The following is a 14,554-nucleotide window of genomic DNA, read 5'->3' on the forward strand; positions in this document are numbered from 1 at the left end:
CGCGCTGGGAACGCTGCACCTGCTGAGCAGAGGAAGCCTATGCTCTGTGCCTTGGACAATGCTCATCGGTTGTGCGGGTGAGTGTGGTCAGCCTCAACCCGTGAGGAGAGATTGACCGCCGCAGCTGCCCCGGGAGCCGCAGTGGAGGGAATAATTAGCGCACCGAGAAGATCGTCAGGTGACCGACAAATTTGCACGTGATCAAGTCTCTGGTATCCAGGTTGGTGAGGGCCTGAGCGACCTCGGTTTTGCTCAGTCGTAAGGCCGTACAGACGCTTGTGAGCGTTTCCTTGCGGCCCAACAAAAAGGTCAACACTTGGGTTTCTACGGGTGAGAGGGGGTGTGGATCATGGAGTGGAGGAGCGCCGTTCAGGCTGTAGGCGGCGCCGGGACGGTGGGGAGGATCTGAAGCAACAAAGCGCTGCCTTACCTGATCTGTGGCGACCAGATCAGCCAGCAGTTCTTGAAGAACTGGCAGCGGGAGATTGAGTTCGGCCTGCAACTGTTCGAGGGGCCAAGTGGCTTGGGTGGCCAAGACCTCCAGCACTTGGGGCCGTGCCGCCCGGGCACGGGCAGTGTATTTCGACTGGGTCACGTGGGCTTCCAGGTGGGGGCGAGGGTAGAACGGGCGTTCCCACGGGGCATGCGTGCACTATAGAGCGGGGCGTTTTGGTGCGCGTGCACGCTGTGGTCAAGGGAGGAGGCGCAGGAGCCGCTGCGAGATAGAGAACATCCGCGTCAGCGCCAACTCCAGCGGGGCACGGTCACGAATGAAGTCGCCGTTTTGAATCCGCTGGGCGAACCCAGCACCAGCATTGAAGACCTCGCTGTGCAGGCGGTGCACGACCAGCAGATGGCGCTCGCGCTGAGGCGAGGCGTCGAACCACCCCGCGTAATTCGCCTATGGCTGGGGGAGCGGATCAGCAGGGCCTCAGTCTGACGGGTCTGGCTCAACCGGGCAAGAGCGGCTTGACCATCAGCGATCTTCAAGCACAATGATTTCCACTCTGCGTCACCGAAAGAGAGTCTCGTTGTCGACCTCCGGCGCAGGGACGACCCATGCTCGGCTTAGGCCAGTCTTCCTTCACCACGCCATTCCTCTAGAAGCTGCCGGATCAGGTCGGCTGCGGGCAACTCACGCGCCAAGGGTGCGCCTTGCCCCGCCCAATGTGCAGCGAACTCATGGTTGTTTCGCTGAGCCGCAGCGGCATGCAGTTGCTTGGCCGCGTCATACGCCACGGGATAGGCCGCTGGGACTGGGGTTCCATTTCCTTCGCCGTGAGTGATCAGGTCATTCACGATCCCCCGCGCGGCCCGTCCCGAGATGGCGGCGGTCAGACGGGTGGTGGCCGCCCGCGCACTCTTCAGGTTCGCCCGGTAGGCCGTGTTGGCGGCAGACTCCGGGCAGAGAATGAAGGCCGTCCCGAGTTGTGCAGCGGCCGCACCCAGATCCAAAGCCGCCTTGATGCCCTGGCCGTCCATGATGCCGCCCGCTGCGATCACGGGCAGCTGCGTCTGCCGCACGAGCAGCCGCGTCAACACGGCGGTGCTCAGGCCTTCGTCGGTCAGGGTGGCATCAAAGACGCCGCGGTGGCCTCCGGCCTCCATCCCTTGAGCCACGATGGCGTCCACCCCGCCCTGTTCGATCAGCTGGGCTTCCTGCAGGTTGGTGGCGGTCGCCATGGTTCGGATGCCCGCCTGACGAAGCGCCGCCAGTTGGTCAGCCAAGGGCAGGCCGAAATGAAAGCTCACCACTGCCGGGCGAAGTTTGAGCAGCAGCTCAACGGCTGCTGGATCCGTCTGAAAGGGCCGGTAAATCTCGTTGAGAGCGGTGGGGAGCTCCAGTCCGACGGCGGCGAACAGTGGGGCGAGGTGGTGCAACCACGCGGCTTCGCGGGCAGCGTCACGCGGGGCGGGCGCGTGGCAAAAGACATTGACGTTGAAGGGCCAAGAGGTCAGGGCCTGCGTCTGGTTGATCATCTCGCGGGCCTGAGCCACGGTACTTGCCCCGATGCCCAGCGATCCGAGACCGCCCGCGTTGGACACAGCGGCTGCCAGGTGGGGCGTGAAGACGCCGGCCATTGGGGCCTGGATGACCGGGTGCTGGAGGCCAAACCGATTCAGAAAGTCCTGGGTGCTTTGCAAGGGGCTCCTCCTGGGGAAAGACTCAAGGTCTCTGTCCAGTCTCAAAGAGAAAATACAGTGCCGTACGTGTTCTCGCTGGAGGAACAGAAGGGAACGGGCGTCCCTCAACATTTTTTGTGCAGGGAGAGCAGAACTGAGCAGCGCATAAACGGCCAGCGAGCAGCCGAAAAGTGTGGCGTTTTGAACAACCACCTAGTGGCTACCTTGGTCGGTACCCGCTAAGCGGAATTGCCCTCAACCGTGAGCCTCAGCGCTTAAGGGAATAGGGTGGCTTATTAACGTCCAGAACACAGCACGGGTGTTGTGCTGCCTTCACCCGCCGGTGAGGGCGGGGCGCTGTGACGTTTAGGGAGATGTACTCCCTCCGAAGCGTGCGCAGAGGGTTCCGAGAGTAGGAGAGAGGAAGGAGGACTCGCTCTGACCACCTTTTCCCCACACTAGCCTGAGAAGCGCCCCAGCTTCGGCTGGCAGGCGGGGCGCTTTTGCGTTGGGGTTAGGCGGCGAGCAACCTGACTTCGACTTTCAAGCCCAGCACCTCAGCCAGGCGGCGCAAGGTGGGCAAACCGTGCCCCCAGTAAAACGGATCGACCATGCGTGCAATGGCGGCATGTCCTGTCCCCATGCGGCGGGCGATCTCGCGGTAACTGAGGCTACTTTGCTCGATGGCCCGGAGCACCTCTGCACTGGCCGGATTCATGAGCGCAGGCTCCAGCAAGACTTCCTGCACGTCCTCCAGCCCCGCGTAAGTCTCCTGCAAGTCGGCAGGCAGGTCGCTCAAGCGCTGCGCGACCGGCACAATGTCGGTGTGGTCTTCGAGGTACAGCGCCAGGCCCTCAGCGAGCAGCTGCTCCACTTCTGTGGGTGAGTCACCCGTGGCCAGCACTGAAAGCTCAGCGATCTGCCCCGCGTAACCGTCTGCCGTTTTCGTAATCAGTCCGAGGTATTTCATGGGGATCTCCTAGAGGGGCGCGTTTCATGATGTCCACTGCAAAGTGCAAGTGTGGCGCAGGATGCCGTAATAATGTTGGGGAGAGGTTGTTGGGGAAGGGGGCGAGGCCCCCTATCCTTTATTTGAGTCCGAGTCTTCTAAGCACCTTGTCCTTTGTCGCTTTCGCGGGTCGCGTTGCTGCTGATGATGGGCGTGCTCTCTCCGGCTTTCCTCCATTTCCGGTGATTTGTGTCCTTTCGCGCGACTTCTCTCCATCCCACACATCGAATATGAAGACCCCAAAAAGCCCGTGCTGGTGGGCACGGGCAACGGGTTACAGCGTGTTGTGGTGGCGCTCAGCCGATCTCAGCTTGTACCAGAGGGCCAAGTGCCCAAATTCCTGAGTACTAGTGCTCACAGAAGCGCTTGGCAGGCCTTTAGTACACCAAGGACACCATTCTGTTCAACGCATGAGTGGGCGAAGGTTCTTTTACCCGCGCCGAGGATGGTAGGTAGCGATAACAATACCGCTACGGGTAGATTGACTCCTGATCAGATCAAAGCGTTTGAGCTGTCCACCATCAAACAAGCGTCTCCCATGGTAGGCCACCACATTGTGGATGTAGAGGGTCAGTTCATCGAGTAGGTCATGCTGAATCAATGAGTTGACCAGCGTAGGACTGCCCTGTACAGCGATGTTCTTGCCTGGTTGTGCTTTGAGTTTGCCGATCCCTTCAGCCAGATTACCCTGAAGGAGTTGTACCGTATCGAATGGCCCCCATTCGACATCATGCAGGGTGCGGGACACCACATATTTAGGCGTCTGGTTGATCAGACTGGCGTAGTCAAGATCCGTCGTGGCCATAGGCCAGTAGGAAGCCCACCCCTGATAGGTCTTGCGGCCCAGCAGAATGGTATCGATCTGAGACAGGGTTTCCGCTAACTCTGCTCCCATGTCCTCATCAAAGGTCTCCTGCCACTCGGCAGGATTCTCGACCACGCCATCCATAGAAATAAACAGTCCAGAGGTTACTTTACGCATAGGGCTTCTCCTTGTGTCACAGCACTGACGTTATTTTTCGCACGTCCAACCGCTACGTTAGGAGCATAAAGAACAGCCTTGGGTCTGGTCTTGTACCGAAACGACATCCGCTGAATCACTTGGGCATAAGTTCTGAGCGTGTGCGCTCCCGGCTGGTCAACGGAGCATGCCTCCACGCTTCCTTAGCAACGCGGGCGGGTGTCCGTCCAATCAGGCGCTGAAGCGACTTGGTTAAGTGGGGCTGATCGGCAAACTCCAGCTCGTAAATCACGTCAGGAATGGCGACTCCGGCCTCCAGAAGGGCCAGCGCCCGCTGGGCGCGGTCTATCGACATCACAGCGCGATGAGATAAGCCAGTTGCCTGTAAAAAACGCCGCTGCACGGTGCGGGTCGTAGATGGTCGCCCGTCCAATTCACCTTTCAAGATGACTTCAACCATCGGCTCAAAGCGCAACAGGCCCAGCCGAACCAACCGCTCGACGAAGAGTTCAGACTCATCCGGGGCAGGATTGGGCAAGACGTTATCACCCAGCCAAAATGAGGTTCCCGAACTGGTCAAGGCGGCGTGACGGTCCACCAGCGCCGTTGGGGGGAGCGCTGGAAGAAAAACACCAAGTGGAAACGTTATTCCAAAGAACTCAGCGTCACTGGGAGTTTGGGCGATAGTCGCGCTGGTTTCCGGCCCGCGCAGGACAACGGTCGTGGCCCCCTTTCGGCGTGTGAACACTAGTTCTGTCTGACTCACCGCCAGAGAAATGAATGATCCGCCGCACGTACTTGCGGACTGCCAGACCGTTTCAATGAGTGACGAGGGAGATTCACGGCTTTCGAGAACGAAGACGATACCTGCCTCCTTATTCTGGGCTTAAACGGGCACTTGACATTCAGATGTGAGTTTACGGCCTCAAGTGAAATTCTGCAGCAGACGAGAGAAAAGCGCTTATTAAGCGCTTTTCAAGTGCGCTGGTCATTGGGCTGCGCCCCCACCTGTGGCACTTTGTGGTGCTAGGCCGCGTCTACCCGGATCAATACTCCGATGCCTGCCTCTGCCGCCGTGCAGAACCCAGCATCAACAGCGTCCAGCATCACGAAGTAGCGGCCGCTGGTGATCGCGCTCGGCGCGGTTGTTCTGGCCGTCTGGCAGCGGCACCAACACCACCGGCCCCTGCAGCGGCGCGCAAGTCCACGGCATGCCGATCAGGCGGCCCGCGTGCAGGTTGACCGGCTGCCCGTACCAGTCATCGAGCTGCACAGCTTGAAGAAATCAAAGGTGATCCTTCACGGGTCGCCTTTCTTCTGTGGTCTGCTCACACACCGTCCCCGTTGTGGCCGATAGGTTCTGCGAATCAATGATGAGACGCTTCTCCTGAGGGTCGGTAACACCAAGCTTGTCCTCTCCTGTCTGACGAGACTGGTAGCTCTGGAAGGTCAATTCGCCTGTGCTGCCCATCAGTCGATGTTCCAGCAACGCTTCGGCCAGGTGCGCGAAATGCAGCAAGTAGCTGAGGTCAAACGTCTCCGGATCCCGAGGGAGTGTATTTAACACGCACACGGAACCGATCCGGAAACCGTCTGCACTCCGGATCGGTGCGCCTGCATAAAAGCGGAGCTGATGGAGGCCCGTCACCACCGCCTGGGTCGTGGCGCGTTGATCCTGGGTGGTGTCACCAATGACGAGCGCTCCCTCGGAGGTCAGCAGGTGTCGGCACAACGAGGAAGCCAGCGGAATGCTGCGCACCTCGAGGCCTGAAGCCGCTTTGACATGCTGTTGGGTGGCGTCCATGAAGGTCACCAGGGCAAAGGAAGTGCGGTAAAGCTTGGCTCGCCCTTCGGCCAACAGGTCAAAGGAGCGCTCGGGAGACTGGTAGGACAGGCCGTAGCGATGGAGCGCGTCTAAGCGCTGCTCTTTGGGTGAGGATGGGTTCGTCCAACGGTGAGCCATAGGGCACCGCCGAGACAAACACGAGTCAGGACGCCACGGGGGCATGGCGGATGTGTTCCAGTGCAGGGACGGGACTTGAACCGAACTGCAGGGCTGCAGGAGCTGTGGGTGGGGGCGGTTTCGCCTGTGAATCTGCAGTTATCTCAGATACGGCGTCACGAAGTTCTGGGCGAGCGCCGTGTCCATGCGGAACATAAAGTCGTTGCCTTTGCAGTTCGGGGTCACGCTAAACGAATTGACGGCCGCCACCACGCTGGTGTTGTTGAACAACGTGGGCCCACCGGAGTCCCCATTGCAGGTGCCGCCCCCACCGTTCCCCACCCCGGGATTGTTGGTCAGCTTGACGCTCTGGCTGCCCGTGGTGGTGCTGTTGACTTCAATGAACCGTTGCAGCCCCTTGTAGCGGGCGTAATCGTCCGGGATCGGCTTGTTGCTGGTCGGGGGCGCTTTGCCCAGCAGGCCGTACCCCACGGGCTCGAACACTTGCGCCTTGAGCAGCGCCTGAGGCGTGGTGTCGAAGTAGCCCAGGGGGGGGAGCTGACCGTAGGTGCCCAGGTTCACCGGTTGACTCAGGATCACCAGTCCCACGTCGTAGGTGTTGGGGAACGCCGAGTAATCGTCGTACAGGGGATGGGGGATCACCTGCGCCGCGCGGATCCACTTCTGTTCGAGCCACACGGAGGTGGGTGAGAAGTAGTCGCTCGCGGCGTCCTCGTCAAAGCGAACCCAGGTTTCAGAGTTGGCCTGGCCGCCGCCTTCCACACAGTGCCCGGCGGTGAGCATCACGGTGGGGGTGAGCAGGGTGCCCGTACAGCTGAAATAGCCCTCGCCGTTCTGTACGAACAGCAGCGTGCCCACGTAGGGGTGTTCGCCGCCATCTCGCTGACCGAACGTGATCAGCGGCTGGAGCGCTCCGCCTTGGGGCAGCGGGGCAACGGAGCCGCAGGCCGTGAGCGCCAATCCAGAAAGGGAAGCCAGAAGCCACGCCGGTCGTCTGAGTCCTTGCATGTTGTCTCTCCCCGGGCGCCAGACCAAGCGGGATGAGGATGGGTAAGTTGTGGTGCCCGTGTGACCATTGTCACATGTTTGAGGGAACAGCACAATGGGGCCTATGGTCATGACCCTTCGGGAGGGCTGGCCCTGAACGGCTGGGATGTGGACGGACGCTCAGGGACGAACCGGGCGAACCGCGCCCGACACCTACACGACGTCGGCGGTAGGGAAGGGGGTGTGGAGGTTGAGCGGCGGGGGCCTCATGCCTCTCCACCCCCTGTCCGGCTCCGAGCAGCCGCAGGTGATAGCGCAGGCAGTCCAGCGCGGCCCGGGCCACATCCAGGTCACGCCGCGCATCACGGGTGCCAGCCTCCGCCGCCTGCACCGCCACGTGCTGATCGGCCAGCTGGAGGCGCAGGTGAGCCTTGCGCTCGGGCTCGTTTTTGCCCTCGACCCCAGCGGCGATCGCTTTGGCCTCCGCCAGCTCCAGTTCAAACTGAATGGTGGCCTCCAGCTGGGCGCTGCGGCTGTACTCGTTCAGTGCGCGGGTGTCGTCGTCAGGATTAAATTGGTTCATCCTGAGTTTTGGTGATCAAGGGCCATCACCTTGCTGTCTCCCTGCCTGATAGCTGGCTGGTCGAGAGCTATAGTGTTGATCTGATCAGGCACCACGCCGGAGGCCCAGATGGATTCATCCTTGCCCTTGATGTATGGGTGGGTGAGACGTACCCGAGAACGACTCTTTGAGTACACCGAAACGTTGCCGACGCAGGTCTACCTCCAGGATCAGCCTGGCCTGTCCGCCAGCAGTCTGCGTGACGTCCACGCGCATGTAGCGAACATGTACCTGTGGTGGGTGGGCCGGTATGGCCTGGGTGTAGAACCATACGGGCAGCAACTGGCCGCACTCCCCCTCTCAACGGGAGCAACGCACGCCACCCGAACCGAAGCCATCATCGTGCTGGAACGGGCCGAAACGCTTCGGTTGACCGATGTGCGGGCCGTCCGCCGGAAGTTTTTGGAGGTGGATGCGCTGCTCGAGCAGGCCTTTGAGTCCTTTGACCAGTTGGATCAACCGTTCGAGGTGATCCGGGCCAGCGGTCGCCGAACTGTGGTGACCCAACGCTGGGTGCTAATGTCGAACATGCTGCATGAGTTCCATCACAAGGGGCAGATGCTGGCGTATGGACGTGCCTTAGGCTTTCCCTTGCCAGACGACATGGAGACGGATGTGGTGTTGCCTTGACTGGGCGAGGCACGACTCCCGACGGTGGAAGTTCACAGCGTGGGAGGTGCTTAGGCCTGACTCCGGCGCAGAGGGTGGCGCGGGTGAGGCAGTCACCAGTGAAGCCGGCGGCGACTTCGCGTCGCCTTGACGACTTGTCGCCTACTCTCAGCCTCACAAAACTATCCTGCCATTGACATGGGTAACATCTAGGGTGGCCGTCACTAGACTGGCCGTACTCAGGCCCAGAGAGAGGCTCATGCGGCCACCGTCCCCGTGGGCAGGCTGAGCTGGCCGTAAGCGGACGGCCAGTTCCTGATCGGTCAGCGTCGCGAGGCTGCTCACGGGGCGTTCTAGTGCTTGGCTGGCCAGTTCATAGTGGGACTTGTACCCCAAGCGGCCCAGCTCAACGTGCAGGAGGTAAGCGGGGCGCTTGTCAACGGGCTGAGAAGCGGAGAGCACCTCGGACTCCAGCCAGACCTTCTCGGTCCCTTTCAGCAGGCGGATGGCGTGGGCAAACTCTGCGGGCTCACCGTTGATGGCGGCAGGGAGACGGCTTCGGCGGCCTTCTTGGGCAGCGGCAAGCGCTTCGAGTGCGGTGGTGAGAGCGGTCATCAAGATTTCGTTCATAGGGGAATTTTTGCTTGCCAGCAGGGCCACGTGGTGTGTTCATTGTGTCCTGATTGTGTGTGCAGCACGGCAAAAAAAGACGCCCCCGAAAGGGCGCGATGAAGGGAGAGATCTGTTCAGGAGAGAGGTGCACGATGTGGTTTCAGGCGGAGCTTGACCAGCCGTCTGCCCAGCTTTCCTCAGTGATACTCAGCGATCTGAATGAGGTTCCCGCAGGTGTCGTCGAAGACCGCCGTCGTCACTGGCCCCATCGCCACCGGCGGTTGCGTGAACCGCACGCCCGCCTCCCGCAGCCGGGTGTACTCTGCCTGCACGTCTTCGACGCCAAATGACGTGTAAGGGATGCCGTCTTCCACCAGTGCTGCCTTGAACGGCCCCACGGCCGGATGCTCACTGGGTTCCAGCAGCAGTTCGACACTGGTCGCATCACCGGGAGACACGACCGTGAGCCAGCGGTACGCTCCAGTGGGGACATCGTTTTTCTTTTCGAAGCCCAGCATGTGGGTGTAAAACTGGAGTGCCTTCTCCTGATCATCTACAAAAAGACTGGTCACGACGATCTTCATGTTTCTCCTTCCTGCGCGAGGGGTTCCCGTGGACTCAGCCACCGCTCTACGATGGCCTGCAGCGGTGTGGTGTCCAGATGATGGTACTTGTAGCGGCCCCCCCGCTTGGTCGTCAGGAGTCCGGCCGCCTCAAGCATGCTGAGGTGCTGGGACACCGCTTGGCGAGTCAGGGGGAGGTGGTGATGCGTAGAGAGGCGGACGCAGAGCTCAAAGAGCGTCTGGCCGTCCCGCTCGTGGAGTGCGTCGAGGATGGCGCGTCTGGCTGGGGCGGCGAGCGTTTCGTACAGATCAGCCACGATCCTATGATAGGCAAGTCACTGCTTGCCTGTCAAGCCACATGATGGATGGGGAAAGTTGCGCCTCCCGCAAGACCCAAATGCTGCGCCACGGGTGCGAATCGTATGGAGCACGGCAAAGACGCTCCAGAAGGAGCGCCCACAGTTGGAGAGGATCAGTTCAGGGCAGGCACAGCGGCCACCCCCGGATGGAGCACTGGGGCGCGGTTGGCGCAGTTGGCGAGGATGTCGACCACTGCGCGGGCCACATTGAGGTTGTCCTCGGCGGCGGCCAACACCCGGACGCGCAGGCGCGTGGCGGGCAGGGCGCAGGCGGCCAGGAACAGCGCCTCGGCGTGGGCGACGTGAGCAGCCAACTGCACCACCTGCCAAGCGATTGCTGTTCGTCTGAGTGTGATGAAACTGTGGGGTTCAGTTGAGGTGCCGAGTTCTATGCTGAGTGCGACATGGCCTTGGCTTTTCTGGTGGCGCTCACGTTGGCCCACATCGTCTGGACGGTGCTGGGTGCGCCCTTAGAGCCGTGGCGTAATGGAATCGCAACCCTGATCTACTGGCCGGTGTACGGACTGGCCGCCGTGCTGGCCTGGCGGGCGGCCCGGATCAGTCCACCCCCCCTAGCCCGCATGTGGACTTGCATGACGCTGGGACTGGCTGCCTGGGGCGCCGGACAGGTGGTGTTCACGGGGCTCGCGGCCCTGAACATCCGAACCTTTCCCAATCCGGCCGCCATCTTGTACTTGGTGGCGCCGCTGTGCTTCGCCCTGGGTATTCTGTCCCTGGTACGCGGTTCAGCCCGCTTGGTCGCCCCTGCCCGGTACATACTGGACATCGCACTGGTCGTCCTGATTGTGGGGCACCTGCTTTGGGAGGTGAGCGGTGAGGTGACCGCCCAGGGATACGCCAAACAGCCTGTCGCGCTCGTGATGGCCCTGGCCTATCCGGTGATGGATCTCATCCTGGCCGCCATGCTGGCTGTGCTGGCGCTCGCCCGGCCTCTGGTGTTGAGTTGGGTACAGCTGCTTCTCCTGATGGGAGCCCTTTTGAGCTTCATGGTCGGCGACGTCCTGTGGGCTGTTCTCCTGGCAAACGGCCGGTACCAGTTGGGGCATCCCCTCGACAGCTTATGGACCCTCGCGGCGGCCCTAATTGGCCTGAGTGCTTCCTTACAACTGAACCACTGGATACCTTTGCTCCGAGTGCGATCAACCCGCCGTACCCGTTGGTCTCTCAGCCCCCACTACCTGATTGCCTCCGGCTACGTGGCGTACGTGATCACGCACCTGATCGGCCACGATCCGAACCACCTCGACAAAATCTTGCTTGTGGGGGTTACGTTCCTGTTCGCTGCACGTCAGCTGCTGGTTCTGACAGAGAACCACACGCTTCAACAAGACCTCCTGCACAGTCAGTCACACCTCAACACCGTCATGAACACCATGTCCGAGGCCGTCTATCTGAAAGACCTGCATGGCCGGTATCAGCTGCTGAACCCAGCAGCCAGCCGGTTTTTGGGATCGGCGGTGTTCATTGGGCCTGGCGCGACAGACGTTGAGCTGTTCCCCGAACACTCAGAACGAATCTGGGCCATGGATCAGCAGGTCGTGCGGTTCCGCGAGCCAGTCACGTACGAACTGTCGTTTCCTGCCCTGGAACGCGTCATGCTGACAACCAAACATCCCTTCGTGGTGGACGGGCAACTCATTGGCGTGTTGGGAGTGAGCCGGGACATCACCCCTCAGCGAAACCTGGAGCTGGAGCTGGAACGCCAAGTGCGCAGAACCCGCAGCATTCTGGAGAGTCTGCCCAGCGCGTTTGTCGCTCTGGACTCCACCTGGCGCTTCACGTACATCAACCCCGCTGCAGCCGCCCTGCTGCAGCGTCCCCCTGAGGCCCTGATGGAGCAGTCTGTCTGGGAAGCCTTGCCGGGCCTGATTGGCGCCCAGCCGGCCCGGCGCCTGAAGCGGACAGCGCGGCAGCGCCCAGTTCAGTTCGAGTTTCAGTCTTCGGCCACCCAACGGTGGTACGACGTCTCGGCGGCGCCCACCGAAGACGGGATGGCGGTGTCGTTCAATGACGTCACTCCCCGCAAGGAGATGGAGGCCACCCTGCGGCGCTCGAACGGGGAGCTTGAACACCGGGTCAGGGAACGCACTGCGGAGTTAGAGCGCCTAGCGTACCAGGATGTCCTGACGGGTCTCCCCAGCCGCCGGGCATTCGAGAAAAGGTTCGAACAGACCATCGAGAGCAACCGGGCCTTCCAGCTGTTGCTGCTGGATCTCGATGAACTCAAGGCCGTGAATGACCATGCAGGACATGCCCAGGGAGATCATCTCCTGCAGTGTTTCGGAAGCGCCCTGCAGGAGGCGTTTCATCCCTACGGCCATGTGTACCGGCAGGGAGGTGATGAATTCATCGTTCTCCTCACTGAACAGGTCGTCGACGCGGAAGAACTGAGCCGGATTATGGAGGGGGTTCGGCATCGCCTGGGGCTGCATGGGTATGCCTCTGTTCGGGCGTCGGCTGGATCCGCGTCGTTCCCTCAGGACGCCCAGTCGCCCAATGACCTGCTGCGCTTGGCAGACCAGCGCATGCTGCGAGATAAGGCGGCCCACCGAACCATACGGAGCCTGAGGGGTGAGCGGCTCCTCCCACACGCCCCACAACTGACAGCCGAAATGATGTGGCAGGCGCTCCGCGCGACGTCCGCCCTGATCACCACGGATGGGTTAATGGATCGGGCGAGCTGGCAGGCGTTCCTGAACGCGGTTACCACCGCCCTGCCCAGTGTTGAGGCCGCCTCCCTGTATATCTTGGAGGGCTCATCCTTCGTCGTTCGGGCTCAGGTGGGCTATTCCGAAGCGTTGATTGGCGTTTCTCACTCCTTGGAGGCCATGGGGCATTGGTACGGCACCGAAAGGAACTGGACGCTGGGGAAAGCCCGGATACTGCGGGGATTAGTGGACATCCGTGCAGCGGCCCACCTGCCTCAGGAGTGGGCTGAATCTGCGCACAGCCCAGACGCGTTGCAGCATCTGGGCGACCTTGACTACCTCCAGGCTTCCTTGTGTGTCCCTGTGCTGGTCTCCGGACACGTGGTCGCAGTGATCAATCTGGATAATCTCCGTTCCGAGCATGCCTTCGAGCCGTATGAATTCGACATAGCGGAAGAGTTCGGACAGCAAGTGGCTGCTATTCTGACGTCACACAACCGGCGTACCCGGGAAGCAGACCGGACGCAGGAACTGGAAGTTCTGGCACATGCGAACGCCGCACTCAATCTCGTTCAAGAGCCACAGCATCTGGAGCAGATGCTTGTCGACGAAACCATCGCGTTGTTCCGTACAGAGCATGTAGCGTTCGCGAGATACGCCCATCGGGAAAATGTTCTGCATTTGGTGGCTGTTTCTGGGCTGTATCGGGACTTTCCGGATCAAGTGGTGCCTGAGGGTCAGGGTGTCTCATGGGAGGCCATCCGTTCAAAGAATGTGGTTCATGTCGACCGCCTTGACCAGGATCCGCGAGTCCATACGCCTGGCACCATTCCGGACGGGACACTCCTGGCAGCGCCGTTAATCAGGATGGCCGAGACGCCGATTGGCGTACTGCTGGCCGTTCGGCCCGCTTCACAGGCCTTCACTTCTTTGGATGGACGTCTCTTGGGCGCGCTGGCCTCAGCAGGGGTGACTGCCTTTGAGCGGCTCCGGGTGACGGCCGAAGAACAACGTCGGTCTGAGGAATTACGGATGCTGGCAGAGTTGGCGACGCATGTTGGACTCGCGGACAACGTGCTCGCTGTGGCGACGGAGTGCCTGACCCTGAGCCGAACCTTCCTGGACGCAGACCTGGCGCTGTTCACCTGTCCTGGACGTGCGCTTGAGGTGACTGTCGGCAGAGGCCCAGATGACTTCCCCAGGGTGGCTGAACCTTGCGGAGAAGAAGCCTCAGGGCACTTCGCAATGTTTCATGAACCGGTCACGCCTGATGGCTCAGAGCATCCAGAAACGCATCTGAAGTTGTTGCCAGCCGACGTGCAAGGGATGGTCGAGGTTCCCGTGCTGGAGAGGGGACACCGCGTGGGTTGGTTGGCGCTGCTGTGGTTTCGCCCGCTCCATACGTTGCCCAGGACTGCGCAGGCCCTGATGAACCGTTCGGCCGAACTGATCGGGCAGGTTCTGGATCGGGAGGCACACTTGGCAGATATCGAGGCGACTCGTGAAGGGGCCTTCAGGGCCTTGGGGCTCTCGCTAGAACTGCGAGATTTTGAGACGGCGGGACATACCGAACGCGTGGTGAGGTTGGCCCTTCTGGTTGGAGAGGCACTGGGCTTGAGCGCCGAGCAGCTGGAGGATCTGCGCGTGGGGGCATACCTCCATGACATCGGCAAGCTGGCGATTCCAGATGCCATTTTGCTCAAGCCAGGTTCGCTTGATGCTGAAGAGTGGAAGCTGATGCAACGTCATGCTGTGATTGGGGACGAATTGATGAGACAAATTCCAACCGTAGCTGCAGGGGCCCGTTCCGTCATCCGACATCATCATGAACGTTGGGATGGAACTGGTTACCCGGATCGAATGGCAGGAAGTGCCATTCCCCTGGCCGCACGCATCTTCAGTGTGGCCGATGTATACGATGCCTTGACGAGTGTACGGCCCTATAAACAGGCCTGGACAGTTGAAGCCGCCCTGGATGAGCTTCGCCAGCAGGCAGGGCGGCAGTTTGACCCTGAAGTGATTAAGGCGGCCCTGGTCATTCTGTCCTCTGCACTGGGGAGTCCATCAAACGACTAA

The 14,554-nt window shown here is 61.0% G+C and carries 16 protein-coding genes; 2 read left to right on the top strand and 14 right to left on the bottom strand.

Going from position 1 to position 14,554, the window contains the following annotated elements; translation table 11 throughout:
* Positions 1–154: 154 nt before the first annotated feature.
* From M1R55_RS24435 to M1R55_RS24480, 10 genes are all read right to left on the bottom strand, one after another.
* Positions 155–595, bottom strand: a complete 441-nt coding sequence (locus tag M1R55_RS24435; RefSeq protein WP_249395483.1) for a hypothetical protein — start codon at positions 593–595, stop codon at positions 155–157.
* A gap of 96 nt (positions 596–691) precedes the next feature.
* A complete protein-coding gene (locus tag M1R55_RS24440; RefSeq protein ID WP_249395484.1) occupies positions 692–844 on the bottom strand; it encodes a hypothetical protein in 153 nt (50 codons plus the stop codon).
* Between the two features lie 224 nt (positions 845–1,068).
* Entirely contained in the window at positions 1,069–2,145 is a 1,077-nt protein-coding gene (locus M1R55_RS24445; protein WP_249395485.1) for a nitronate monooxygenase family protein, read from the bottom strand.
* Between the two features lie 493 nt (positions 2,146–2,638).
* A complete protein-coding gene (locus M1R55_RS24450; RefSeq protein ID WP_249395486.1) occupies positions 2,639–3,094 on the bottom strand; it encodes a type II toxin-antitoxin system HicB family antitoxin in 456 nt (151 codons plus the stop codon).
* A 469-nt stretch (positions 3,095–3,563) separates the two neighbouring features.
* On the bottom strand, positions 3,564–4,115 hold the full coding sequence (locus M1R55_RS24455; RefSeq protein ID WP_249395487.1) for a dihydrofolate reductase family protein: 552 nt from the start codon (positions 4,113–4,115) through the stop codon (positions 3,564–3,566).
* Positions 4,116–4,230: 115 nt separating this feature from the next.
* Positions 4,231–4,632, bottom strand: coding sequence for a helix-turn-helix domain-containing protein (locus M1R55_RS24460; RefSeq protein WP_249395488.1), 402 nt, complete (start codon positions 4,630–4,632; stop codon positions 4,231–4,233).
* Between the two features lie 552 nt (positions 4,633–5,184).
* Positions 5,185–5,367 (bottom strand): hypothetical protein, encoded by a 183-nt coding sequence (locus tag M1R55_RS24465; RefSeq protein ID WP_249395489.1) that lies wholly within the window; start codon positions 5,365–5,367, stop codon positions 5,185–5,187.
* 12 nt (positions 5,368–5,379) lie between these two features.
* Positions 5,380–6,057, bottom strand: a complete 678-nt coding sequence (locus M1R55_RS24470) for a GAF domain-containing protein (protein ID WP_249395490.1) — start codon at positions 6,055–6,057, stop codon at positions 5,380–5,382.
* Positions 6,058–6,195: 138 nt separating this feature from the next.
* Positions 6,196–7,065, bottom strand: coding sequence for a trypsin-like serine protease (locus M1R55_RS24475; RefSeq protein ID WP_249395491.1), 870 nt, complete (start codon positions 7,063–7,065; stop codon positions 6,196–6,198).
* 70 nt (positions 7,066–7,135) lie between these two features.
* Positions 7,136–7,627, bottom strand: a complete 492-nt coding sequence (locus tag M1R55_RS24480) for a hypothetical protein (RefSeq protein WP_249395492.1) — start codon at positions 7,625–7,627, stop codon at positions 7,136–7,138.
* A gap of 108 nt (positions 7,628–7,735) precedes the next feature.
* On the opposite strand from M1R55_RS24480, the gene M1R55_RS24485 reads away from it, so the two are divergent.
* Positions 7,736–8,296 carry a DinB family protein gene (locus M1R55_RS24485; protein ID WP_249395493.1) on the top strand — a complete coding sequence of 187 codons (561 nt, stop codon included), beginning with the start codon at positions 7,736–7,738 and terminating at the stop codon, positions 8,294–8,296.
* 153 nt (positions 8,297–8,449) lie between these two features.
* Here the strand turns inward: M1R55_RS24485 and M1R55_RS24490 are convergent, their stop codons facing one another.
* The 4 genes from M1R55_RS24490 to M1R55_RS24505 all read right to left on the bottom strand — a co-directional run bounded on the left by M1R55_RS24490 (position 8,450) and on the right by M1R55_RS24505 (position 10,123).
* Positions 8,450–8,905, bottom strand: coding sequence for a hypothetical protein (locus tag M1R55_RS24490; RefSeq protein WP_249395494.1), 456 nt, complete (start codon positions 8,903–8,905; stop codon positions 8,450–8,452).
* 179 nt (positions 8,906–9,084) lie between these two features.
* The gene (locus tag M1R55_RS24495) at positions 9,085–9,471 is read right to left on the bottom strand and encodes a VOC family protein (protein WP_249395495.1); all 387 of its coding nucleotides are present in this window, start codon (positions 9,469–9,471) and stop codon (positions 9,085–9,087) included.
* Positions 9,468–9,767, bottom strand: coding sequence for a helix-turn-helix transcriptional regulator (locus M1R55_RS24500; protein WP_249395496.1), 300 nt, complete (start codon positions 9,765–9,767; stop codon positions 9,468–9,470). Before M1R55_RS24500 ends, M1R55_RS24495 begins: the two co-directional genes overlap by 4 nt.
* Positions 9,768–9,922: 155 nt before the next feature.
* Positions 9,923–10,123: a hypothetical protein gene (locus M1R55_RS24505; RefSeq protein ID WP_249395497.1), complete on the bottom strand. Its 201-nt coding sequence runs from the start codon at positions 10,121–10,123 to the stop codon at positions 9,923–9,925.
* Positions 10,124–10,213: 90 nt separating this feature from the next.
* On the opposite strand from M1R55_RS24505, the gene M1R55_RS24510 reads away from it, so the two are divergent.
* Positions 10,214–14,554, top strand: a complete 4,341-nt coding sequence (locus M1R55_RS24510) for an HD domain-containing phosphohydrolase (RefSeq protein ID WP_249395498.1) — start codon at positions 10,214–10,216, stop codon at positions 14,552–14,554.

Source organism: Deinococcus sp. QL22 (genome assembly GCF_023370075.1).
Taxonomy (GTDB): domain Bacteria; phylum Deinococcota; class Deinococci; order Deinococcales; family Deinococcaceae; genus Deinococcus.

Excerpts from the sequence above, each read along its gene's own strand:
- M1R55_RS24450 (WP_249395486.1), bottom strand. The coding sequence starts at position 3,094 with ATGAAATACCTCGGACTGATTACGAAAACGGCAGACGGTTACGCGGGG.
- M1R55_RS24455 (WP_249395487.1), bottom strand. The coding sequence starts at position 4,115 with ATGCGTAAAGTAACCTCTGGACTGTTTATTTCTATGGATGGCGTGGTC.
- M1R55_RS24470 (WP_249395490.1), bottom strand. The coding sequence starts at position 6,057 with ATGGCTCACCGTTGGACGAACCCATCCTCACCCAAAGAGCAGCGCTTA.
- M1R55_RS24475 (WP_249395491.1), bottom strand. The coding sequence starts at position 7,065 with ATGCAAGGACTCAGACGACCGGCGTGGCTTCTGGCTTCCCTTTCTGGA.
- M1R55_RS24480 (WP_249395492.1), bottom strand. The coding sequence starts at position 7,627 with ATGAACCAATTTAATCCTGACGACGACACCCGCGCACTGAACGAGTAC.
- M1R55_RS24485 (WP_249395493.1), top strand. The coding sequence starts at position 7,736 with ATGGATTCATCCTTGCCCTTGATGTATGGGTGGGTGAGACGTACCCGA.
- M1R55_RS24490 (WP_249395494.1), bottom strand. The coding sequence starts at position 8,905 with ATGAACGAAATCTTGATGACCGCTCTCACCACCGCACTCGAAGCGCTT.
- M1R55_RS24495 (WP_249395495.1), bottom strand. The coding sequence starts at position 9,471 with ATGAAGATCGTCGTGACCAGTCTTTTTGTAGATGATCAGGAGAAGGCA.
- M1R55_RS24510 (WP_249395498.1), top strand. The coding sequence starts at position 10,214 with ATGGCCTTGGCTTTTCTGGTGGCGCTCACGTTGGCCCACATCGTCTGG.